This window comes from Streptomyces sp. LBL, assembly GCF_029893585.1.
Classification (GTDB): domain Bacteria; phylum Actinomycetota; class Actinomycetes; order Streptomycetales; family Streptomycetaceae; genus Streptomyces.
In genome coordinates this window covers 114,176-136,010 of sequence record NZ_JARXYX010000010.1, presented here as the reverse complement: position 1 = coordinate 136,010, position 21,835 = coordinate 114,176, and the positions used below count along the sequence as shown (strand labels likewise).

19 protein-coding genes are annotated in these 21,835 nt (G+C 67.4%); 9 read left to right on the top strand and 10 right to left on the bottom strand.

Annotated features, from left to right (window positions below):
- Positions 1-19: 19 nt before the first annotated feature.
- The 8 genes from rnpA to M2271_RS14560 all read left to right on the top strand — a co-directional run bounded on the left by rnpA (position 20) and on the right by M2271_RS14560 (position 6,751).
- Positions 20-391: a ribonuclease P protein component gene (rnpA, locus tag M2271_RS14595; RefSeq protein WP_280887614.1), complete on the top strand. Its 372-nt coding sequence runs from the start codon at positions 20-22 to the stop codon at positions 389-391.
- Positions 388-741: a membrane protein insertion efficiency factor YidD gene (gene yidD, locus M2271_RS14590; RefSeq protein WP_280887613.1), complete on the top strand. Its 354-nt coding sequence runs from the start codon at positions 388-390 to the stop codon at positions 739-741. Before rnpA ends, yidD begins: the two co-directional genes overlap by 4 nt.
- A gap of 3 nt (positions 742-744) precedes the next feature.
- Positions 745-2,016 (top strand): membrane protein insertase YidC, encoded by a 1,272-nt coding sequence (gene yidC, locus M2271_RS14585; protein WP_280887612.1) that lies wholly within the window; start codon positions 745-747, stop codon positions 2,014-2,016.
- A 15-nt stretch (positions 2,017-2,031) separates the two neighbouring features.
- Positions 2,032-2,544 carry a R3H domain-containing nucleic acid-binding protein gene (locus M2271_RS14580; RefSeq protein WP_280887611.1) on the top strand — a complete coding sequence of 171 codons (513 nt, stop codon included), beginning with the start codon at positions 2,032-2,034 and terminating at the stop codon, positions 2,542-2,544.
- Between the two features lie 125 nt (positions 2,545-2,669).
- The gene (rsmG, locus tag M2271_RS14575) at positions 2,670-3,386 is read left to right on the top strand and encodes a 16S rRNA (guanine(527)-N(7))-methyltransferase RsmG (protein WP_280887610.1); all 717 of its coding nucleotides are present in this window, start codon (positions 2,670-2,672) and stop codon (positions 3,384-3,386) included.
- Between the two features lie 265 nt (positions 3,387-3,651).
- A complete protein-coding gene (locus tag M2271_RS14570; protein WP_280887609.1) occupies positions 3,652-4,725 on the top strand; it encodes a ParA family protein in 1,074 nt (357 codons plus the stop codon).
- Complete coding sequence (locus M2271_RS14565) at positions 4,722-5,807, top strand: ParB/RepB/Spo0J family partition protein (protein WP_280887608.1); 1,086 nt, start codon at positions 4,722-4,724, stop codon at positions 5,805-5,807. Before M2271_RS14570 ends, M2271_RS14565 begins: the two co-directional genes overlap by 4 nt.
- A 326-nt stretch (positions 5,808-6,133) precedes the next feature.
- Positions 6,134-6,751 (top strand): GNAT family N-acetyltransferase, encoded by a 618-nt coding sequence (locus M2271_RS14560; RefSeq protein ID WP_280887607.1) that lies wholly within the window; start codon positions 6,134-6,136, stop codon positions 6,749-6,751.
- Positions 6,752-6,815: 64 nt separating this feature from the next.
- On the opposite strand, the gene trxA is transcribed toward M2271_RS14560, so the two are convergent.
- The 7 genes from trxA to M2271_RS14525 form a co-directional block, all read right to left on the bottom strand.
- Positions 6,816-7,148: a thioredoxin gene (gene trxA, locus M2271_RS14555; RefSeq protein ID WP_280887606.1), complete on the bottom strand. Its 333-nt coding sequence runs from the start codon at positions 7,146-7,148 to the stop codon at positions 6,816-6,818.
- Between the two features lie 44 nt (positions 7,149-7,192).
- Positions 7,193-8,161, bottom strand: a complete 969-nt coding sequence (gene trxB / locus M2271_RS14550; protein ID WP_280887605.1) for a thioredoxin-disulfide reductase — start codon at positions 8,159-8,161, stop codon at positions 7,193-7,195.
- Positions 8,162-8,329: 168 nt separating this feature from the next.
- Positions 8,330-9,265 carry a hypothetical protein gene (locus M2271_RS14545; RefSeq protein WP_280887604.1) on the bottom strand — a complete coding sequence of 312 codons (936 nt, stop codon included), beginning with the start codon at positions 9,263-9,265 and terminating at the stop codon, positions 8,330-8,332.
- The gene (sigM, locus tag M2271_RS14540; RefSeq protein WP_280887603.1) at positions 9,262-9,987 is read right to left on the bottom strand and encodes an RNA polymerase sigma factor SigM; all 726 of its coding nucleotides are present in this window, start codon (positions 9,985-9,987) and stop codon (positions 9,262-9,264) included. Before sigM ends, M2271_RS14545 begins: the two co-directional genes overlap by 4 nt.
- Before the next feature lie 25 nt (positions 9,988-10,012).
- Entirely contained in the window at positions 10,013-11,734 is a 1,722-nt protein-coding gene (locus M2271_RS14535) for a protein kinase family protein (protein ID WP_280887602.1), read from the bottom strand.
- Positions 11,735-11,863: 129 nt separating this feature from the next.
- Entirely contained in the window at positions 11,864-14,131 is a 2,268-nt protein-coding gene (murJ, locus tag M2271_RS14530; RefSeq protein ID WP_280887601.1) for a murein biosynthesis integral membrane protein MurJ, read from the bottom strand.
- Between the two features lie 44 nt (positions 14,132-14,175).
- The gene (locus tag M2271_RS14525; RefSeq protein WP_280887600.1) at positions 14,176-16,542 is read right to left on the bottom strand and encodes a DUF6049 family protein; all 2,367 of its coding nucleotides are present in this window, start codon (positions 16,540-16,542) and stop codon (positions 14,176-14,178) included.
- Positions 16,543-16,799: 257 nt separating this feature from the next.
- Here M2271_RS14525 and M2271_RS14520 point away from each other — a divergent pair, with 257 nt between their 5' ends.
- Positions 16,800-18,266: a CCA tRNA nucleotidyltransferase gene (locus M2271_RS14520; protein ID WP_280887599.1), complete on the top strand. Its 1,467-nt coding sequence runs from the start codon at positions 16,800-16,802 to the stop codon at positions 18,264-18,266.
- A gap of 50 nt (positions 18,267-18,316) precedes the next feature.
- Here the strand turns inward: M2271_RS14520 and M2271_RS14515 are convergent, their stop codons facing one another.
- The 3 genes from M2271_RS14515 to M2271_RS14505 form a co-directional block, all read right to left on the bottom strand.
- Positions 18,317-19,603, bottom strand: coding sequence for an MFS transporter (locus M2271_RS14515; protein ID WP_280887598.1), 1,287 nt, complete (start codon positions 19,601-19,603; stop codon positions 18,317-18,319).
- Between the two features lie 125 nt (positions 19,604-19,728).
- A complete protein-coding gene (locus tag M2271_RS14510; RefSeq protein WP_280887597.1) occupies positions 19,729-20,811 on the bottom strand; it encodes an inositol-3-phosphate synthase in 1,083 nt (360 codons plus the stop codon).
- A gap of 44 nt (positions 20,812-20,855) precedes the next feature.
- Entirely contained in the window at positions 20,856-21,539 is a 684-nt protein-coding gene (locus M2271_RS14505; RefSeq protein ID WP_280887596.1) for a PadR family transcriptional regulator, read from the bottom strand.
- Between the last annotated feature and the right edge of the window lie 296 nt (positions 21,540-21,835).

Genomic DNA, 21,835 nt, shown 5'->3' with positions numbered 1-21,835 from the left:
TCGATCAGGTCATGACGTCGTGCTGCCTACCGAGCATCGGCTGAGGCGGCGCGAGGACTTCGCGACCGCGGTACGACGGGGTCGTCGGGCTGGACGCCCGACTCTCGTCGTCCATCTTCGTAGCGGTGCCACGGACCCGCACGCGCCTGGGGAGAGCGCTCCCTCGACGCGTGCGGGTTTCGTTGTCAGCAAGGCCGTGGGCGGTGCGGTGATCCGCAACAAGGTGAAGCGTCGGCTTCGCCATCTGATGCGCGATCGAGTCGCCCTGCTGCCCCCCGGTAGCCTGGTAGTCGTACGAGCGTTGCCCGGCGCGGGTGACGCCGACCACGCACAACTGGCCCGAGACCTGGATGCCGCCATCGAGCGGTTGCTGGGAGGGGGCGCGCGATGAAGTACCCGCTGCTGGCGCTGATCAAGCTGTACCAGTGGACCATCAGTCCGTTGCTCGGGCCGGTGTGCAAGTACTACCCGTCGTGCTCCCACTACGGCTACCAGGCCATTGACCGGCATGGTGCGGTCAAGGGAACGGCACTGACGGCCTGGCGCATCCTGCGATGCAATCCGTGGTCGCTCGGCGGTGTGGACCATGTCCCGCCGCGGAAGCGTCCGCGGTGGCACGAAATGCTGCGTAACGCCTGCCGTGCACGCAAGGGCGGGCCTTCCTCCGCCGAACCGGCCACCGAGGGGCAGGCTCCTCCGAGCCCGGCCGCAGAGACCCCGTCCCATGCCCAAGGAGCATGATTAGTGGACACGATTGCCAGCCTCTTCAGCTTCATCACGACACCTGTCTCCTGGGTCATCGTCCAGTTCCACAAGGTGTACGGCGCCCTCTTCGGCGACGACTCCGGGTGGGCCTGGGGCCTGTCCATCGTGTCCTTGGTGATTCTGATCCGAATCTGCCTGATCCCGCTCTTCGTGAAGCAGATCAAGGCGACCCGGGCCATGCAGACACTGCAGCCCGAGATGAAGAAGATCCAGGAGCGCTACAAGAACGACAAGCAGCGCCAGTCCGAAGAGATGATGAAGCTGTACAAGGAGACGGGTACCAACCCGCTCTCCTCGTGCCTTCCCATCCTGGCGCAGTCTCCGTTCTTCTTCGCGCTGTATCACGTGCTCAACGCCATCGCGACCGGCAAGACGATCGGCGTCATCAACGACCCGCTGCTGGCCAGCGCCCGTAAAGCCCATATCGTCGGTGCCCCGCTGGCGGCGAAGTTCACCGACGGCGCGGACAAGGTGGCCCAGCTCGGCGCCTCGCTGACCGACGTCCGGGTCGTCACAGCGATCATGATCGTCATGATGTCGGCGTCGCAGTTCTACACGCAGCGCCAGCTGATGACGAAGAACGTCGACACCACGATCAAGACGCCGTTCATGCAGCAGCAGAAGATGCTGATGTACGTCTTCCCGGTCATGTTCGCCGTCTTCGGTATCAATTTCCCGGTCGGTGTCCTCGTCTACTGGCTGACCACCAACGTGTGGACCATGGGCCAGCAGATGTTCGTGATCCACAACAACCCGACCCCGGGTTCGAAGGCCCAGGCCGCGTACCTGGAGCGCTTGCACAAGCACGTCACGCACCACGGCCAGACGCGCCGCCGCGGTGAGAAGGCCATCGTCAAGGCCATCGTCGCCAAGGGCCGTGACCGTAACGAGTTCGAGCGCAAGTTCATCAACGGCCTGAGCAAGGCCGGCCTCGTGGCCCAGGCGGACGGCACGGTGGTGAAGGGTGAGGCCCAGGCGGTCGTCCAGGCCGAGGACGGCACGACGACGAGTGCCGCCGCTCCCAAGCGGCAGCAGCCCAAGCGGCAGAGCAAGTCCCAGCGCCAGTCCGGAGCCGCCAAGGCAGCCGGCGAGAGCACGCCGCTGTCGTTGAGCAAGTCCGAAGAGCCCGAGGACGCCAAGCCCGCCGCCGCCGACAAGCCCGCGCAGAAGCCCGGTGGTGGTACCCGCAGCAAGGCCCAGTCCGGACAGCGCAAGGGTCCGCAGCGGCCCAAGTCCCCGTCCAAGAAGTAAAAAGGAGTCCATCCCGTGACGGAAGGCACCACCTCCGCTGCTGCCGAGGGTGCAGACACCCTGACCCGCCTGGAGCAGGAGGGCGAGATCGCGGCGGACTACCTCGAGGGTCTGCTGGACATCGCCGATCTCGACGGCGACATCGACATGGACGTCGAGGCTGACCGGGCCGCTGTCTCGATCATCAGTGACATGGGCGGCCGCGAGTTGCAGAAACTGGTGGGTCGTGACGGCGAGGTGCTGGAAGCCCTTCAGGAGCTCACGCGCCTGGCCGTGCACCGGGAGACCGGTGACCGCAGCCGTCTGATGCTGGACATCGGGGGCTACCGCGCCAAGAAGCGTGCGGAGCTGTCCGAGCTGGGCGCCAAGGCTGCGGCCGAAGTCAGGAGCTCGGGCGAGCCCGTGAAGATGAATCCGATGACTCCGTTCGAACGCAAGGTCGTGCACGACGCGGTCAAGGCCGCCGGCCTGCGCAGCGAGTCCGAGGGCGAGGAGCCACAGCGCTTCGTCGTCGTGCTTCCCGCCTGATCGGTCCGTACGTTCCTCCGGCCCCGTCTGCCCGGCAGGCGGGGCCGAACTTTGTCAGCCTGATAGTTCTGGTGGTTCAGGGCTCGATGCTTACGCGTCGACGCCGTACGGAAGGACGGTCCCCCGTGACGGAGGCAGCGGAGCTTCCCCCCGCGCCCGAGCAGGCACGCGAGGTCTTCGGTGATCGCTTCGCGGACGCGGTGCGCTATGCGGAGCTGCTCGCCGAGGCGGGTGTGCAGCGCGGTCTGATCGGGCCGCGTGAGGTGCCCCGCCTGTGGGAGCGGCACCTGCTCAACTGTGCGGTGCTCTCGGAGGTCGTGCCCGAGGGCGTGACGGTGTGTGACGTCGGCTCGGGTGCCGGCCTGCCGGGCATCCCCCTGGCGCTCGTCCGGGAGGACCTGAAGATCACGTTGTTGGAACCCCTGCTGCGGCGTACGACTTTCCTGACCGAGGTCGTGGAGCTGCTGGGCCTTGACCATGTGACCGTCGTCCGGGGACGGGCTGAGGAAGTCATGGGCAAGGTCACACCCGTCCACGTGGTGACGGCACGGGCTGTGGCGCCGTTGGACCGGCTGGCTACTTGGGGCATTCCTCTGCTGCGCCCGTACGGCGAAATGCTCGCGCTCAAGGGTGACACCGCGGAGGAGGAACTCAAGAGCTCGGCGGCGGCGCTGAGCAAACTCGGTGCCGTGCAGACGTCCATCCTGCATGTCGGCGAAGGAGTCGTCGATCCGTTGTCCACGGTCGTGCGGGTCGAGGTCGGCGAGAGCCCGGGCGGTGTGCGGTTCGCCGCGAAGCGGGCCAAGGCGGCCCGGACGGGGCGTACACGGCGGCGTCGCTGATCCGTCCTGGCGACGAGACGTACTCCACACAAGCTGCCACACCTACGCGTGCCGGAGTGTCGCGACAGTTCGGTCCCGTCCGCTGTGCATCGTGTTTCACGTGAAACGTCGCTCACTGCTGCACGGCATCATCAGTCGGGGCCGGGCCGCTGCCGAACCCCGCGATCGGAAGCCTCTCGGTTCACTCGGAGAGGGCATGGAGTTGTCCACAGAGGTGGATTTCTCCACAGAACAACGGGCCTCAGTGGTTCACGACCCCGAAGACATGGGAGGCTCTGTTCATTGCGAGCCTGAAGTCGAGGAGAGTGAATCGTTGCGGTCCGACGCCAACATCGCGGGACCGATGACCGATCCGGTCCCTGGTCCCCGTACCGAGTCGATGGGGGAGGATGTTTCACGTGAAACACCGCCCCCAATGGACGACACTCCGATCGGTCGTGCTGCCCAATTGGCGGTCGAGGCTCTGGGCCGCGCCGGCGAGGGTCTGCCGCGTCCCGAGCAGACCAGGGTCATGGTGGTCGCCAATCAGAAGGGCGGAGTGGGCAAGACGACGACGACCGTCAACCTTGCCGCTTCGCTGGCTCTGCACGGTGCCCGTGTGCTGGTGGTCGACCTCGACCCCCAGGGCAACGCGTCCACCGCGCTGGGGGTCGACCACCACGCCGAAGTCCCTTCCATCTACGACGTACTGGTCGACAGCAGGCCACTCTCCGAGGTCGTGCAGCCGGTCCCTGATGTCGAGGGACTCTTCTGCGCCCCCGCCACCATCGATCTCGCCGGTGCGGAGATCGAGTTGGTGTCCCTGGTGGCCCGGGAAAGTCGGCTGCAGCGAGCGATCCAGGCTTATGAGCAGCCGCTGGACTACATCCTCATCGACTGCCCGCCCTCACTCGGCCTGTTGACCGTCAATGCGATGGTGGCCGGCCAGGAAGTCCTCATCCCCATCCAGTGCGAGTACTACGCGCTGGAGGGCCTGGGACAGCTGCTGCGTAACGTCGACCTGGTACGGGGGCACCTCAACCCCGTCCTGCATGTGTCGACCATCCTGCTCACCATGTACGACGGCAGGACGCGCCTTGCGTCGCAAGTCGCCGACGAGGTGCGCACTCATTTCAGCGACGAGGTGCTGCGGACGAGCATTCCCCGCTCGGTCCGTATCTCCGAGGCGCCGAGCTACGGACAGACGGTGCTGACCTATGATCCAGGATCTAGCGGTGCCCTCTCCTATCTTGAGGCGGCACGAGAAATCGCGCTGAAGGGTGTCGGTGTCTCCTACGACGCGACACACGCGCACATCGGCGCACAGAGCAATCCGAGCATGGTGGAGGGGATCCAGTGAGCGAGCGACGGAGGGGGTTGGGGGGGTTGGGCCGTGGTCTGGGCGCACTGATCCCTCCTGCCCCGACGGAGAAGCATGTGACTCCGGCCGCAATGAGTGGCACCGCCTCGACGTCCCCGGCGGCGACGGTTCCGGGGCTGACTACCGATCGCGGGGTGGCTGCGGCGAAGGTGGCCACCCTCCCGCCGGTTTCACATGAAACCGAGGAGCCCGAGCCTCCGATGGGCGTCCACTTCGCGGAGATTCCCCTCGACTCCATCAAGCCGAACCGGCGGCAGCCCCGTGAGGTCTTCGCCGAAGATGCGTTGCAGGAACTCGTCACCTCCATCAAGGAGGTCGGTCTTCTTCAGCCCGTTGTCGTACGGCAGCTCGGTCCCGAGAGCTACGAGCTCATCATGGGCGAGCGGCGCTGGCGGGCCTGCCGTGAGGTGGGACTGGAAGCCATCCCGGCGATCGTCCGGGCCACGGACGACGAGAAGCTCCTCCTGGACGCCCTGCTGGAGAACCTGCACCGGGCGCGGCTGAACCCGCTGGAAGAGGCCGCCGCCTACGACCAGTTGTTGAAGGACTTCAACTGCACGCAGGAGCAGCTGGCGGACCGGATCGGTCGTTCTCGCCCGCAGGTCTCCAACACCCTGCGTCTGCTGAAGCTTTCGCCGGCCGTCCAGCGACGGGTGGCCGCCGGAGTTCTCTCGGCCGGACATGCCCGGGCACTGCTCTCCGTAGAGGACTCGGAGGAGCAGGACCGGCTGGCTCACCGGATCGTGGCCGAGGGGCTGTCGGTGCGTGCTCTCGAGGAGATCGTGACCTTGATGGGCTCGCGTTCGCAGACAGCTCGGCGCTCCAAGGGACCCCGGGCCGGTGGCCGGGTCTCCCCGGCGCTGACCGACCTCGCGACCCGTCTCTCGGACCGTTTCGAGACGCGGGTGAAAGTCGAGCTGGGGCAGAAGAAGGGCAAGATCACTGTCGAGTTCGCCTCCCCGGAGGATCTGGAGCGGATCCTCAGCACTTTCGCTCCGGGCGAGAAGCTGGCCCTCCAGAAGAGCCTCCTGGAGGGCGACTCCGAGGAGACGGAGGACTGATTCTCACGTCCTCGACGCGAGGGCGCTGAGTCGGTCGACAGGGTGGGCCGTGTCCGATCTGTACCGGACCCGGCCTGCTCTTTGCTTTCACGCGGTATCGGTGGAATCGCATCGTGGATACGATGCGTTCGGGTATGGCGCATCTATCCGGCAGCACCTCTGAGGGGAGGGGCGGGGGCCATGCGAACGGTGAGCCGCACCGGACTGGTGAGCGTGGGCCTGGGGCTGGGCGCAGTCGGCGGGTTCGTCGGCAGCCTGCTCAGGGAACGGAGCTCTCTGACGGTCGCCCGCGATGCGGCGGGCGAAGGAAGCGAGGAACAGCCTTCATGGGGCGTCGGCTTGTACCGCTCACCCTGGACAACCTTCAGGACCTTCCCAAGCGCTGTCGCGCGTGTGTCTTCTGGGAGTTGGACCCAGTCAGCGGCGAGGCTGCGGTAAGGGCGGGAACACCCGCGCTGGAGAAGGAAGCCTGGATCTCCGCCGTCCTACTCGACTGGGGATCCTGTGGCCGAGTCGTGTACGTCGACGATGCGCCGGTGGGTTTTGTGCTCTACGCGCCTCCGGCTTATGTCCCCCGCTCGACGGCGTTTCCCACGAGCCCGGTCTCGCCTGATGCGGTGCAGCTGATGACCGCGTTCATCATGCCGGGCTATCAGGGCCAGGGACTGGGCCGGGTGATGGTGCAGACGGTCGCCAAGGATTTGCTACGGCGGGGCTTCAAGGCGATCGAGGCCATCGGTGACGCGCGATGGAAGGAACCCGCCTGTCTGCTGCCGGCCGATCATCTTCTTGCGGTGGGCTTCAAGACGGTCCGGCCGCATCCGAGGTATCCGCGTCTGCGCTTGGAGCTGCGGACCACGCTCTCCTGGAAGGAAGATGTGGAGATGGCGCTTGATCGGCTGCTGGGGGCCGTGCAGAAGGAGCCGGCGTTGCGACCGCTCTGAACAGCTCTCAAGCGAATGGGCCGGTCCCCAGGGGGGCCGGCCCATTCATGTTTCACGTGAAACATCACTCGGCGATGAAGTCCTCCAGGTCGCGGACGAGCGCGGCCTTGGGCTTGGCGCCGACGATGGTCTTGGCGACCTCGCCACCCTGGTAGACGTTCAGCGTCGGGATGGACATGACGCCGTACTTGGCGGCCGTACCCGGGTTCTCGTCAATGTTGAGCTTGACGATCTCGATCTTGTCGCCGTACTCGGAGGCGATCGCCTCAAGGGACGGTGCGATCTGGCGGCACGGACCGCACCAGGCGGCCCAGAAGTCCACCAGCACGGGCTTGTCGCTCTTGAGGACGTCCTGCTCAAAAGAGTCGTCGGTCACATTCTTCAGGGTGCCGGCCACGGCGGGCTCCTTAACTGGTTGATGCGTGGAGTGTGGGCAAGGGGTCAGACAGCGGTCTTCTCGGGCTCGGCCTTCTCTTCGTCCGCGAGGGCGGCGAGGAAGCGCTCGGCGTCGAGGGCGGCGGAGCAGCCGGTGCCGGCGGCCGTGATGGCCTGGCGATAGGTGTGGTCGACGACGTCACCGGCGCCGAAGACACCGGTCAGGTTGGTTCGTGTGGAGGGTGCGTCCACCTTCAGGTAGCCCTCCTCATCCAGGTCCAGCTGGCCCTTGAAGAGTTCGGTGCGCGGGTCGTGGCCGATCGCGATGAACAGGCCGGTCACCGGGAGGTCCGAGAGCTCGCCGGTCTTGAGGTTGCGCAGCTTCAGGCCGGCCAGCTTCGGGTCGCCCTGGATCTCGGCGACCTCGCTGTCCCACACGAACTTGATCTTCGGGTCGGCGAAGGCGCGCTCCTGCATCGTCTTGGAGGCACGCAGGGTGTCGCGGCGGTGGATGATCGTCACGGACTTGGCGAAGCGGGAGAGGAAGGTGGCCTCCTCCATCGCGGTGTCACCGCCGCCGATCACGGCAATGTCCTGCTCCCTGAAGAAGAAGCCGTCACAGGTGGCGCACCAGGAGACACCGCGGCCGGAGAGCGCGTCCTCGTTCGGCAGGCCGAGCTTGCGGTGCTGCGAGCCAGTGGTGACGATGACCGTCTTCGCCTTGTGGACGGTGCCTGCGGTGTCGGTGACGGTCTTGATCTCGCCGCTCAGGTCGACGTTGACGATGTCGTCCGGGATGAGCTCGGCGCCGAAGCGCTCGGCCTGGGCGCGCATGTTGTCCATGAGCTCCGGGCCCATGACGCCGTCCTGGAAGCCAGGGAAGTTCTCCACCTCGGTGGTGTTCATCAGCGCACCACCCGCGGTGACGGCGCCCTCGAACACCAGTGGCTTCAGCGACGCGCGCGCGGTGTAGAGCGCCGCCGTGTAGCCGGCGGGCCCGGAGCCGATGATGATCACGTTACGAACGTCGCTCACGGCTTGATTCCTCGTCTCTGGACTGCGTCATAGGTCCGGGGGAGTTCCTCTCGGAACTCTCATCCCACCCAACGGATCCTAAGGGTCGCGCATTCCCGCTGTGGCCGGGCACACGGAGAGGCGACACCGAACGGGACACCACGCAGAACGAAGACGAAGCGCGCGGGCTCAGGGCTGCACGTTCGACTGCTTCAGCAGAATCTTGGCCTGGCCGACGGATGGGTTCGACACGCACGTCGCGTCCATGATGTAGGCCGTTACCCGTGTGCCGCCGGACGGGGCGGGCAGCACGACAAGCATGGCCTCTGTCCCCTTGTAGATACCCGACTCGGTCGCGAGTGCAGAGGCGGTGCGGCCGGTGCCCCTCTGGACGCAGTCGGGGACCGTGACATCTTGCAGGAGGCGGGGTTGATCGCTGCCGGGAAGGGACTCCGCGCCCAAACTGTGCGAACGGGATGCACTCCCGCTGCTCTTGCTCTTGGCCAGGAGATCGGAGACCTGCTTCTCCAGCGTTCCCTGGGAGAACGTGTCCGCAGAGGTGGACGGCTGCCCATGTGCCTCGGGACCGGACGGCTTGCCGTCGTTCAGAGAGGACACCAACACGGAGCCGAATCCCAGGGCAGCGACCGTGAAGACGGTACCGAGTACGGCGATCCGGCGCTTGCTCCCCTTCTTGCGCTCTTTGCGGCCCGGGCCCGTGGTCGAGACACGGGCGTTGCCTACGGGGCGGTCAGTCGTCGGTGTTTCACGTGAAACATGCGCGTTGCCGTTCGTGCCCTTGTCCGCGGCGGAGAGGGACTGGGCCGTCGCGCCTACGGACGTCTGCGTGTCCGCGGCATCGGTCGCTGTGGCATGCAGCAGGGCCTCCGCGGCGAGGGCGGCGTCGATACGGCCGGCGACTTCGGCGGGCATGCGCGGGGGACCCGGCAGGGTTCCGAGCATTCCCCGGATCTCCTCCAGCGACGCGTAGACGTCCGAGCACAGTTCGCACTCGTCCAGATGCAGGCGGACATCCGCGGTGCGCGATGGCGGGAGCAAGCCTTCGGTGAGGTCGGAGATCTCCGCGACGTCCGGGTGCCCGTCCGTGCCTGTCGTGGTTGTCACGCTCGCCCACCTCCGCCCTTCACCGCAGCTGAATCGCTCGGTCCTGTATCCGGGGAACCCGCCTCACGGGGTCCCGCTGCCGGTGGGACGGATGTCCCCTGCGTCCGGTTCCGCCCCGCGCCCGTTTCTCTGCCCTCGCCACGGTTTTCCGGCCGCAGATGGGTGAGGAGGGGCAGGAGTCTGGCTCGTCCGCGGGCGCAGCGGCTCTTCACTGTCCCGGTCGGCACGTCGAGCATGCGTGCCGCTTCCGCGACCGGGTAGCCCTGCATGTCCACGAGGACGAGTGCGGCGCGTTGGTCGGGCGGAAGAGTGCCGAGTGCCTCCAGGAGCTGCCGATGGAGGTCGTTGCGTTCCGCCGGCGCCGAGGCCGACTCGTGCGGCTCCAGCAACTGCTCCAGGCGCTCGGTGTCGTCGACGGGCGAGGTCTTGCGGGAGGCCGCCTTGCGGGCACGGTCGAGGCAGGCGTTCACCGTGATCCGGTGCAGCCAGGTCGTCACGGCCGACTGGCCCCGGAAGGTGTGGGCGGCCCGGAACGCGGAGACGAGGGCGTCCTGGACGGCGTCAGCGGCTTCCTCGCGGTCGCCCAGCGTCCGCAGGGCGACGGCCCAGAGGCGGTCGCGGTGTCGCCGTACGAGTTCACCGAAGGCGTCGGGATCGCCTTCTACATGGAGAGCCAGGAGGTCCTGATCGCTCGTGTCGCCGTACGCGGTGTCGTCTGCCATCGGACCCCCTTCCCCTTGGCGATGCTCAGCCCTTGAACTTCACTTCGGTAATGGCCTGCGTGTAGCCGGCGTTGCTGTACGCGCTCGGATCCGCTGCCGAGTAGGGCACAGCGGTGAGCCATACGAGCACGTACTGCGTCTTCACCGACTTGGTGACTTTCACCGCGGCCGTGGTGCCGTTCGTGGTGACGCTACCGATCTCTTCCATCGAGTCCAGCGAGGCCGGCGTCAGCGAGCCGGAAGCGTACAGCTTGGCCGTTGTGTGATTGCCGGAGTAGCGCAACCCGATGCTGGCGCTGGAGAGTTTCTGCGCCGAACCCAGGTCGTAGACGATGCCCACACCCGGCTTGTAGGGCTCGAGAGGCGGACCTTGCAGGAAGGTGCTCGTCTTCCAGTACGTGGACCGGTTGCCGTCGTATGTTTTGTCGACGTCGCCCGGGTGCTGAGCGTCTCCCTTCGCCACGAACTCGCTGGCGCCCTCGATGCTCAGTACCTTGACCGGCTTGGGAGCGGTGTTGTTCTTGTCGTTGCCGTCGGTCGTCTGGGTGCTGCCACTGTCGCCGGCCTTCTTGCCCTGGTCCATCAGCGCCTCCGCCAGCTGCCAACTGCCCAGCCCCAGCGCGGCGATGAGGAGGGCCGAGACGGCCCACTTCAACGCCTTGCCGGTACGGGTCTGCAACGGAGGCAGAGGGGCCGGGACCGGCTGTGTGGCGCCGGGGTGGGTCGGCGGGCGGCCGTAGGTGCCCTGCTGGTAGGTGGTGTGCTGGTAGTCCGGTGGGGCGGTGAACGCAGGCTCCGGCGGGCGGATGCGGGGCATCTCACCGATCGCCTTCACCAGTTCCTCGGGCGTGGTGCACGGGGACTCATGGCGGGATGCGGTGGCGCCGTCGTTGGCGAGCGCTCGCATGGCGAGCTCGGACAGACCGCGGTGGACGCCCGCGCGCACCTGGTCGGGAGCGATGAGACCGACGTCCTTGGGCAGACCTGAAAGACCGTAGGCGTCGCTCTCGTACGGCCAGCGCTGGGTGAGGGACGCGTACAGGAGGGCGCCGATCGCCTCCGTGTCGGTGCGCTGCGGGGTGTCGGAGCCGACGCCGCGCAACGCGGCGTTCACGGCGAGCCCGCGGATGCGCCACTGGCCGGACGAGGTGCGCAGGACGGCGTTCGGGTTCAGGCGCAGGTGTGCCAGGCCCTCGCGGTGGGCGGCGGCCATGGCCGCGGCGATCTGGCTGACCATCTGGTAGGCGTCGTACACCTCCAGCGGAGCGGGAGCCAGCAGCGTGGTCAGTTCGGTGGCGTCGGGCAGCCACTCGTGAACGACGTAGACGAGGTCGTTCTCCTCGACGGCGTCGAGGACTTGGACGAAGCGAGGGTCGCCGAGCAGCGCGGAGGAGCGCGCCGCCGCCAGGACGGAACGGGCCCGCGAGTGGTCCGCGGGCAGGAGATGGACGCCGACGGCACGCCGCAGTTTCTCGTCCACGGCACGCCAACTGCTGAAGCCGTCCAGACGAGTGACGCACTCCTCGAGACGGTAGCGTCTGGCGAGCTTGTGGCCGCTGTGCAGCTCCGGCGGTGATGCCTTCCCGGGACCCTCGGTCCCGCCACTCCCCTGTGCCTCGACGTCTTCCGTGTCCCGCTCCCGGTTCTTGGCCACCCCGTCGGCCGTGGACTGGTCCGCCTTGGCGGTCAGCGGTTCGTCACCGCTGTTGTCTGCCACGTCGACGGCAGCCGTGGTCCGTTCCGCCACCGTCGTTCCCTGCCTCCCCATCCGTTGCGCGCCGTGCGACGCCGAAACCAATTGTGCCCACAGTCCGCCACTATGCACGACACACGGTGGCGGATGATGGTTGTGCGCGTACCCGCGCGTACCCCTGCCTCAGCGCCCCAGCCGTCCGCGCACCATGCCGACCAGTGAGTTCAGCTCCTCGATGCGCATGCGGCGGGCGGCGACGAAGAAGACCCCGAGCAGCACCGCACCACCGGCGATCAAAGCGGCGAACGAGCCGACGACGCCCTGGCCGAGCGAGTGGGCGATGCCGTAGCAGGCGGCGCCGCTGAGCAGTGCCGCGGGCACCGAAGCGATGCAGAGCCTGGCGTACGTGCGCAGGACGCGGATGCCGTCCAGGTCGCCGCCCAGTCGCTTGCGCAGCCGGTTCCAGGCGACGCCGACGCCGATCGCGTAGGCGAGCCCGTACGAGGCGGACATGCCCACCACCGCCCAGCGGGACGGCAGTACGAGGTAACAGAGCGCGGAGGCACTGGCGTTGACCGCGGCCACGATCACCGTGTTGTAGAAGGGGGTGCGGGTGTCCTCGTAGGCGTAGAAGGCGCGCAGGACGACGTACTGCACGGAGTAGGGGATCAGGCCGACGCCGAAGGCCATCAGCATGTACCCCATGTTCGTGGCCTCGCTGATGCCCGAGGAGCCGAAGATCAGCGTGCACATCGGGATGCCGAGTGCGAGGAAGCCGAAGGAGATCGGCACGATCGCGACAGCTGTGGTGCGCAGGCCCTGCGAGATGTCGTCACGGACCGCGCCGGTGTCGTCCTCGGCCGCCGAGCGCGAGATGCGCGGCAGCAGAGCGGCCATCAAGGAGACAGTGATGATGGCCTGCGGCAGGCCCCAGATCAGCTGGGCGTTGGCGTAGGCGGCGAAACCGGTGCCGTCGACCGGTGAGGCTTTGCCCGAGGCGGTGGACAGCTGGGTGACCACGATCGCGCCGGCCTGGTTGGCGAGGACGAACAGGACGGTCCACTTGGCGAGCGTCATGGCCTTGCCGAGGCCGTGGCCCTTCCAGTCGAAGCGCAGACGCATCCTGAAGCCGGTCTCCCGCAGATACGGGATCATCGCCAGTGCCTGCACGACGAGGCCGAGCAGGACGCCGATGCCGAGGAGCTGCTGACCCTCCGGCGGGATGGTCGTGACCTTCATGCCGGAGTCCGCCGCGGTGCCGTACACCCACATGAACATGCCGAGCGTCACGATGATGACGATGTTGTTCAGGACCGGCGTCCACATCATCGCGCCGAACTTCCCGCGCGCGTTGAGGATCTGCCCCATCACCACATGGATGCCCATGAAGAAGATCGAGGGCAGGAAGTAGCGGACGAACGTGATAGCCACCTCGTTGGCCGCCGGGTCGCTGGCGACCGGGTCGGACAGCAGGCGGATCAGGATCGGCGCACCGAGGACCGCGAGCACGGTCAGCGCGCCGAGTGCCACCATCACCAGGGTCAGCAGCCGGTTGGCGAACGCCTCGCCGCCGTCCTCGTCCTCCTTCATGGCGCGCACGAGCTGCGGCACGAAGACGGAGTTGAGACCGCCACCGACCGTCAGGATGTAGATCATGGTCGGCAGCTGGTAGGCGACCTGGAAGGTGTCGCCGAGCAGGCCGACGCCCAGCGCCGAGACGATCAGCGCGGAGCGGATGAAGCCGGTGAGACGGGAGACCATCGTGCCCGCCGCCATCACGGCGCTCGACTTCAGCAGGCCCGCGGCTTTCCCGCCCTTCTTCGCGGGCGCCGCCGGAGCCGCGGCGGGGGTGGCGGTGAGGTTCATGGTCGCGTCGGTCATGGCCGAAGGGGCCACAGGTGCCTGGTACTGCGGGGCCGGTACCTGTCCGCCCAGGGCCGCGACCGGGCCGGGCACCGACGAGGACTCCGACGGCGCATGACCGCTGCCCTGTTGCTGGTCCCGGAAGAGGTGCGCGAAGGCGTCCGGCTCGTGGCGCTGCTCGCCGGCCTGGGACACCAGGTCGTCGACGCCCACGAACTGCGTGGTGCGGGGGTCATCGCCGTACGGCAGGTACTGGGTGGGTCCCTCCGGCTCGGGCGCCGGGGTCTGCGCCCACACGCGCGGGTCGGGGGCGTAGGGGGACTGGGGAGGTTGGGCGTACAGCGGCTGCTGCGGTGGGTACGTGCCCGGAGGTGGCGGGGGGTGTGCGGCACGGTCGTAGAGCGCCTCGGCGACCGGGTCCTGGGCGTAGAGGTCCTGCGCTCGGTAGGGGTCCTGGTCGTAGGCGTCCTGGAGGTACATGTCGGCGGGGTGCTGCGGCGGGACCTGGCCGTCCTCGGGCGGCGGGCCCTCGGGGTGACCCGAGTTGCCCGCGCCCTGACCGCGGTCACCGTCGTACGGCGCGTTCATGGTTACCCCACCTCATCGTCCCGGGCCCACCGGCCACGACATCCTCAACGGTCCACTCTCTCACCCGTGCCGGACGGGTCGGCGCTTTCCGCTGCGGTGTCCGGTGTCAGGTCACTCGGCTGCGGCGGGTCGTCTGCCCGGGTCCGGGTGCCGGACTCCTCCTTGAGACGGTCGTCGGTGCCATCGGGGTTCTCCGTCCCGTCGGCGGCCTGGCCGGCCCCGTTGGGGCCGTCCCCATCGGCCTCGCGGGCGGCCGCGCGCTTGCGCTGGGTGTACATCCGGAAACCGGCGAGGACGAGCAGGAGGAAGCCGCCGCCGATGACCAGCATCACGGTGGCCGTGATCTCGGTGACCTTCACGTCGAAGGTGACGGGTTCGCCGTACGGCCGGCCGTCCTGCGTGTACAGCTGGGCGATCACCGTGGCCTTTCCGTTGGCTTTCGCCGTCGTGGTGAACTTCACGGTCTGACTGTGGCCGCCGGACACCTTGACCGGCTGCTCGGAGTAGGGGCTGCCGCCGATCTCCAGGCGCTTCGGGCTCAGTGAGGTGAGCCGCAACATCAAGTGGTCCACGCCCTGCACCAGGTCGTTCTGCACGGTCACCGGGATCGTGGCGCTGCGCCCGGAGAGCTTGGTCTCGGACTTGTCGATCAGCTGTACCTGGTCGGTCAGCCCGTCCAGATACGTCACCACGTCGCTGCGGAAGTCGATCGCCTCCATGGCCCGACCGCGCCAGGACGTGGACATCTCACGGTTCATGGCCCGCCCGAAGGGGGTCACCACGCGGGACTGGTCGCTGAGGACCACCTTGAAGCTGTCGAGCTTGTCCTGTGTGGTCGCGATTTGCTGGAAGGCCGTCCGCGGCAGCTCCCGCTTGCGCAGCGAGGAGGGGAATTTGGACGTGGACGGCACCGTCGTGGTGGCTGCCGGGTCCGGCTTGGCGGCGGCCGCTGCCGCGAGACTCTCGGACTCGGACCATTTCCCGCTCTGCAGGGTGGTCAGCGCCTCGGCCATCGCCTGGGCCTGGGACCCCGACGGCATACGCTGCGGGGCGACGACGATACTGCGCTGTTTGTCCGTCTGCAGGTTGATCTCAAGGCTCTGGGCGAGGAACTGCTGCACTGCGAGCGTCGAGGCCGAGGCCCTGGTCAGGTCGCCCTGGAACGCCGTCGACAGCCGCGCGTCCGCGACGACCGCAGTGGTGCCGCCGCCGATGGGACGGGCCGAGGAGGGCGTGTACGTCAGACTGCCTGTCTCCTGCAGGCTGTCGCTGCGCGCGATCACCCGGTGGGCGCCGGCGGAGGTGGCGACCTTCATGATCGAGGGGTCCACGGCACCGTTCACCGGCCACGCGAAGTCGGTGCTCGGCGTCACGTGGAGCACCGTCCGCACTGTGGTGGCGGCGACGTCGGTGGCCTCGTTGAGGTGGCTGAGCGACCCGGTGACGCCGGTGCCGTTGTGCGCGAGAGAGGCGAGGTCGGGGTCGGCGAAGGGCAGGGCGACCACCTCCTTGTCGGCCACCGCCCCCTGCAGCTCGGCGAGCCACCGCTTGGCGAGCGCCTGTTCCTCGAGGGTGCCCGCTCTGGTGGTGTCGCCCGTCCTCACCTGGTAGGGGCGGGTCATCGCGTCGACAGAGGCCAGCAGGTCGGGGTCGATCACCCAGGTGACGTCGAGGTCCTTGCCCAGCGACAGGAGCTGATCCAGGCGACCGCCCGGTGAGAGCTCCTTGGCCAGGGCGTCGTCGAGGAAGACCGGCGTCTGCTGCTCGTTCGATCCTGTCTCCGCCGTCATCTGGACGGTGGAGACCAGGGGCCACAGATACGTCGTCTTCGTCTTGGTGTCGGCCTCGTCGGACTGCCACGGCAGGAACGTCCGCTCCATACCGAGCACCTGCTCCCAGGGCTGCGCGGATGTCTCACCGGAGAGCGAGGCGGCGAACTGGTAGACGCCGCTGTTGCCGAGGTTCAGTTCGTCGACCGGTACGGAGATGGAGAAGGGCTCGGCAACCCCCGGGGTCAGCTTGGAGAACTTTTCGACGTACTTGCCGCCGATCTCCGACCCGGTGCCGCCCCGGACGTCGCTGCTGTTCCTGGTGGCGCTGTCGATGGAGGAGCGCGTGGTCAGCTCCGGTCCTACCCGCAGTCCCACGTGGGCGTCCGTGACGGCCTGCTTGCCGGTGTTGGTCACTGTGCCCGACACGGTCAGCGTGTCGCCGTCCGTGGGTGCGCTGGGGGTGAGGGTGTCCAGGGCCACGGACACCGTGCCCGAGTCGGCGGCCAGAGCGGGCGCGGCGGCGGGCAGCTGGACCAGGGCGGCCAACAGGGGCACCCCGGCGAGCAGGGCTCCGGTGCGCCACGGCCAGCGGCGGGCAGGTGAGGCACTGGTCCCCTGGAAGTCTGCCGCCTCGGCCACGCGCTCGCCCGTCCCTAGTCGTCGTCAGTGGTCGTCGGAATGTGCGTCCACGCATGGTAACGATGCGCGCTGAGGGGAAGTGCCGCGGACTGCTCCACAAGATCGGGGGACAACGTCGTGCTGTCCCTAATGTGCACGTATAAAGGGGACCATTTCCGTGTCCTTCGCGGGCAGACCTTGCACGGAGGGGCGTGGAGGGTCTGTGCCTGTTCAATGGAGGCGCTCGCGGTCGTCCGGGCCACGTACTCTTTTCTGTTGTGCCGAACGCCAACGAAGACACCTCCAGTGAACTGAGTCAGGTGCAGCATCGCGCGGTGAGTGAACTGCTGCGGGTCGCCCCTGTCGCCGACGATCTCGCTCGCCGCTTCCAGGAGGCCGGGTTCTCACTCGCCCTGGTCGGCGGTTCTGTGCGGGATGCGTTGCTCGGCCGGCTCGGCAATGACCTGGACTTCACGACCGACGCTCGCCCCGAGGACGTACTGAAGATCGTCCGACCGTGGGCGGACGCCGTCTGGGAGGTCGGAATCGCTTTCGGTACCGTCGGCGTGCAGAAGGATGCCCGCGTCGGAGCCGCTGATCGGCGCTTCCAGATCGAGGTGACCACCTACCGCTCGGAGGCGTACGACCGGACCTCCCGCAAGCCCGAGGTGTCCTACGGCCACTCCATCGAGGAGGACCTCGTCCGGCGCGACTTCACCGTCAACGCGATGGCCGTCGCGCTGCCGGAGAAGAAGTTCATTGATCCGCATGGCGGGCTCGATGATCTCGCCATGCGTGTGCTGCGGACCCCGGGCACGCCCGAGGAGTCCTTCTCGGACGACCCACTGCGGATGATGCGGGCCGCGCGCTTTGCCGCACAGCTCGACTTCGAGATCGCCCCCGAGGTCGTCATGGCGATGAAGGAGATGGCCGGGCGCCTCGAGATCGTCTCTGCCGAGCGGATCCGGGACGAGCTGAACAAGCTGGTCCTCTCCACGCACCCACGCAAGGGTCTGACGCTGATGGTGGACACCGGCCTCGCCGAGTACGTGCTGCCCGAGCTGCCGGCGTTGCGTCTGGAGAGCGACGAGCACCACCGGCACAAGGACGTCTACGAGCACACGCTGATCGTTCTGGAGCAGGCGATCGCGCTGGAGGGGAACGGTCCCGACCTGGCCCTCCGGCTGGCTGCACTGCTGCACGACATCGGCAAGCCGCGCACGCGTCGCTTCGAGAAGGACGGCAGGGTCTCCTTCCACCACCACGAAGTGGTCGGGGCGAAGATGACCAAGAAGCGCATGACGGCGCTGAAGTACTCCAACGAACTGGTGAAGGACGTCTCGCGCCTGGTCGAACTCCACCTGCGCTTCCACGGGTACGGCACCGGAGAGTGGACAGACTCCGCGGTCCGTCGCTACGTCCGTGACGCAGGTCCTCTGCTCGACCGCCTCCACAAGTTGACCCGCTCGGACTGCACGACACGGAACAAGCGCAAGGCGACCGCGCTCTCCCGGGCCTACGACGGCCTGGAGGGGCGGATCGCCCAGCTTCAGGAGCAGGAGGAACTGGACGCCATCCGTCCGGACCTTGACGGCAATCAGATCATGGAGATCCTCGCCATCGGCCCTGGCCCCGCCATCGGCCGCGCGTACCAGCACATGCTGGAGCTCCGTCTGGAGAACGGGCCCATGGCGTATGACCAGGCGGTGGCCGCACTCAAGTTGTGGTGGGCCGAGCAGAGCTGAGGCTGTGAAACGGGGGCACGTTTCACGTGAAACATGATCCCAGGGCTTACTCAAAGCGGCGAGCTCAGCTGTGGGGAGGGGTGATGTTTCACGTGAAACATCACCCCGACTGCTCCGTAGAGGACAGCGACACTGATCACCAGTGGTGACGATCGTCCGTCCGGCGGCAGCATCAGGGCGGCGACGGCGGCGGCAACCACGAAGGCGACGTTGAAGAGCACGTCGTAGACGGAGAAGATCCGACCACGGAAGCCGTCGTCGATCGAGGACTGCACGATCGTGTCCGTGGCGATCTTCGCGCCCTGGGTGATCAGACCGAGGGCGAATGCCGCGACGAGCATGGGGACGGTGGCGAAAGAGAGGCCGAGGGCGGGCTCCAGGACCGCGGCGGCCACAGCGCACACGACGATCCAGCCACCGGGTCCGAGTCGGCGCGCCGCCCAGGGCGTCACGACGGCCGCCGCGAAAAACCCGGCGCCGGAGATGCCCAACGCCAGTGCCAGCAGGGCAAGTCCGTCATCAGGGCCGGGGGCCAAGGCGTACCGGCAGAGCATCAGCACCATGACGAGCAGGGCGCCGTAGCAGAACCGCATCAACGACATCGCGCCGAGCGCCCATGCGGCTTCCCGGCGTGAGGGTGCGGCCAGATGCCGTACAGCGGCCTTCAGATCGCGGGCGGTGCCGACGAGCGCGGTCGACAGGCGAGGGTGTACCAACTCGCGGTCCGGTCCCAGAAGTTCCGGTGCGATGCGCAGGGATGCGAGCGCTCCGCACAGGTACAGTCCGGCTCCCAGCAGCACCACGGCCGCGTCGGAGTCCGCTACCACCAGTCGTACAACGAAGGCGAGGCCACCGCCCGCGGTCGCCGTGAGGGTCCCGGCGGTCGGGGAGAGGGAGTTGGCGATCACCAGGCGGTCGGCGTCGACGACTCGAGGCAGTGCGGCGGAGAGGCCGGACAGGACGAAGCGGTTGACGGCGGTGACGAACAACGCGGAGACGTAGAACAGCCAGTCGGGGACTTCGCTGACCATGAGGACGGCCGTGGCCGATGCCATGAGGGCGCGCAGCAGGTTGCCGTACAGGAATACCTGGCGGCGGCGCCAGCGGTCCAGCAGGACGCCGGCGAAAGGGCCCACCAGGGAGTACGGGAGGAGCAGGACCGCCATGGCGGAGGCGATCGCGGTGGCCGAGGTCTGTTTCTCCGGTGAGAAGACGACGTGGGCGGCGAGTGCGATCTGGTAAACCCCGTCGGCACCCTGGGAGAGCAGGCGCACGGCGAGCAGACGTCGGAAGTTCCGGAAGCGGAGCAGGACGTGCAGATCACGCACGACGGACATGGGGCACAGCCTCACATACAGGGAGGGTCCCCCGGGCTGTCCACCCGGGGGACCCTCAACAGCTCTGGCAGGAGCGGTTTCAGCACGCGGTGCTCTGCTTCGTCAGCGCATCGCGGCCCGTCTCGTCAGCGCTCGACCTCACCCCTGATGAACTTCTCGACGTTCTCGCGGGCCTGGTCGTCGAAGTACTGGACCGGCGGGGACTTCATGAAGTACGACGACGCCGACAGGACCGGGCCGCCGATGCCGCGGTCCTTGGCGATCTTCGCGGCCCGCACGGCGTCGATGATGACACCGGCGGAGTTCGGAGAGTCCCAGACCTCGAGCTTGTACTCCAGGTTCAGCGGGACGTCACCGAAGGCACGGCCCTCAAGGCGGACGTACGCCCACTTGCGGTCGTCGAGCCAGGCGACGTAGTCGGACGGGCCGATGTGGACGTTCTTCGCTCCCATGTCCCGGTCGGGGATCTGGGAGGTGACGGCCTGCGTCTTGGAGATCTTCTTGGACTCCAGGCGCTCGCGCTCGAGCATGTTCTTGAAGTCCATGTTGCCGCCGACGTTCAACTGCATCGTGCGGTCCAGAACCACGCCGCGGTCCTCGAACAGCTTCGCCATGACGCGGTGCGTGATGGTGGCACCGACCTGGGACTTGATGTCGTCACCGATGATCGGGACACCCGCCTCGGTGAACTTGTCCGCCCACTCCTTGGTGCCGGCGATGAAGACCGGGAGAGCGTTGACGAAGGCGACCTTGGCGTCGATGGCGCACTGGGCGTAGAACTTCGCCGCATCCTCGGAGCCGACGGGCAGGTAGCAGACGAGGACGTCGACCTGCTTGTCCTTGAGGACCTGGACGATGTCGACCGGCGCCTCGGCGGACTCCTCGATGGTCTCTCGGTAGTACTTGCCGAGGCCGTCGCGGGTGTGGCCGCGCTGAACGGTGACACCGGTGCGGGGCACGTCGCAGATCTTGATGGTGTTGTTCTCGGACGCCCCGATGGCGTCCGTGAGGTCGAGTCCGACCTTTTTGGCGTCCACGTCGAACGCGGCGACGAACTCGACGTCACGCACGTGGTACTCGCCGAACTGGACGTGCATCAGGCCGGGGACCTTGGACGCCGGGTCGGCGTCCTTGTAGTACTCGACTCCCTGTACCAGCGACGCGGCGCAGTTGCCCACGCCGACGATGGCTACGCGAACCGAACCCATTCCGGTTGCTCCCTGTGTGTACGAGTGAGGCCCTGACCGGGCTCTCACGTGGCGGTGTCGTCGGGCGTATCCGTCCCGGGGGTGTTCCCGGGACGGGGCAGGCCGCCCGACGCTCCAGATGTGGTGTCGTGCTGAGCGGACCCCCCGGAGGTGGAATCCTTCAGGTCCTGTCCGGCCCGCTCGCTCTCGATGAGCTCGTTCAGCCAGCGCACTTCGCGCTCCACGGACTCCATCCCGTGGCGCTGGAGCTCAAGCGTGTAGTCGTCGAGGCGCTCGCGGGTGCGCGCCAGCGAGACGCGCATCTTGTCCAGGCGTTCCTCAAGCCGGCCGCGGCGGCCCTCAAGGACGCGCATGCGCACATCACGAGAGGTCTGCCCGAAGAAGGCGAAGCGAGCCGCGAAGTGCTCGTCCTCGTACGCGTCGGGCCCGGTCTGAGAGAGGAGCTCTTCGAAGTGCTCCTTACCTTCCACCGTCAACCGGTAGACGATCTTGGCGCGACGCCCTGCGAGTGGTGCGGCGAGGGCCTCCGCGGGGACGTTCCCCGGCTCCTCGATCAACCAGCCGTTGACGACCAGCGTCTTGAGGCAGGGGTACAGCGTTCCGTAGCTGAACGCACGGAACACACCCAGCGATGTGTTGAGTCGTTTTCGCAGCTCATAGCCGTGCATCGGGGACTCGCGGAGCAGGCCGAGTACGGCGAACTCAAGGATCCCGGAACGCCGGCTCATGGTCGCCTCCTCTCTGCCGCGGACGGGCCGTGACGGTCTTATGCCGAGCTGATGTATCGACTCGATACATCAAGACGATAGAACGGCCTTCCGGATGGGACAAGTGGGGGAACGGTGAACGGGGTCACATCATTGATTCAAGGGAAGCAAGTTGCCTGTTTTGGGGTGACCTTCGTCGCTGGGCCGGTTTTGAAGGTGCGTAGTCTGTGCGCCATGCACACCACCGGGAACCGAGTGACGCCTGCGGAGCGTCGTTGTCCTCGGTGCAGTACGGGTGAATGCGAGACCTACCGCAT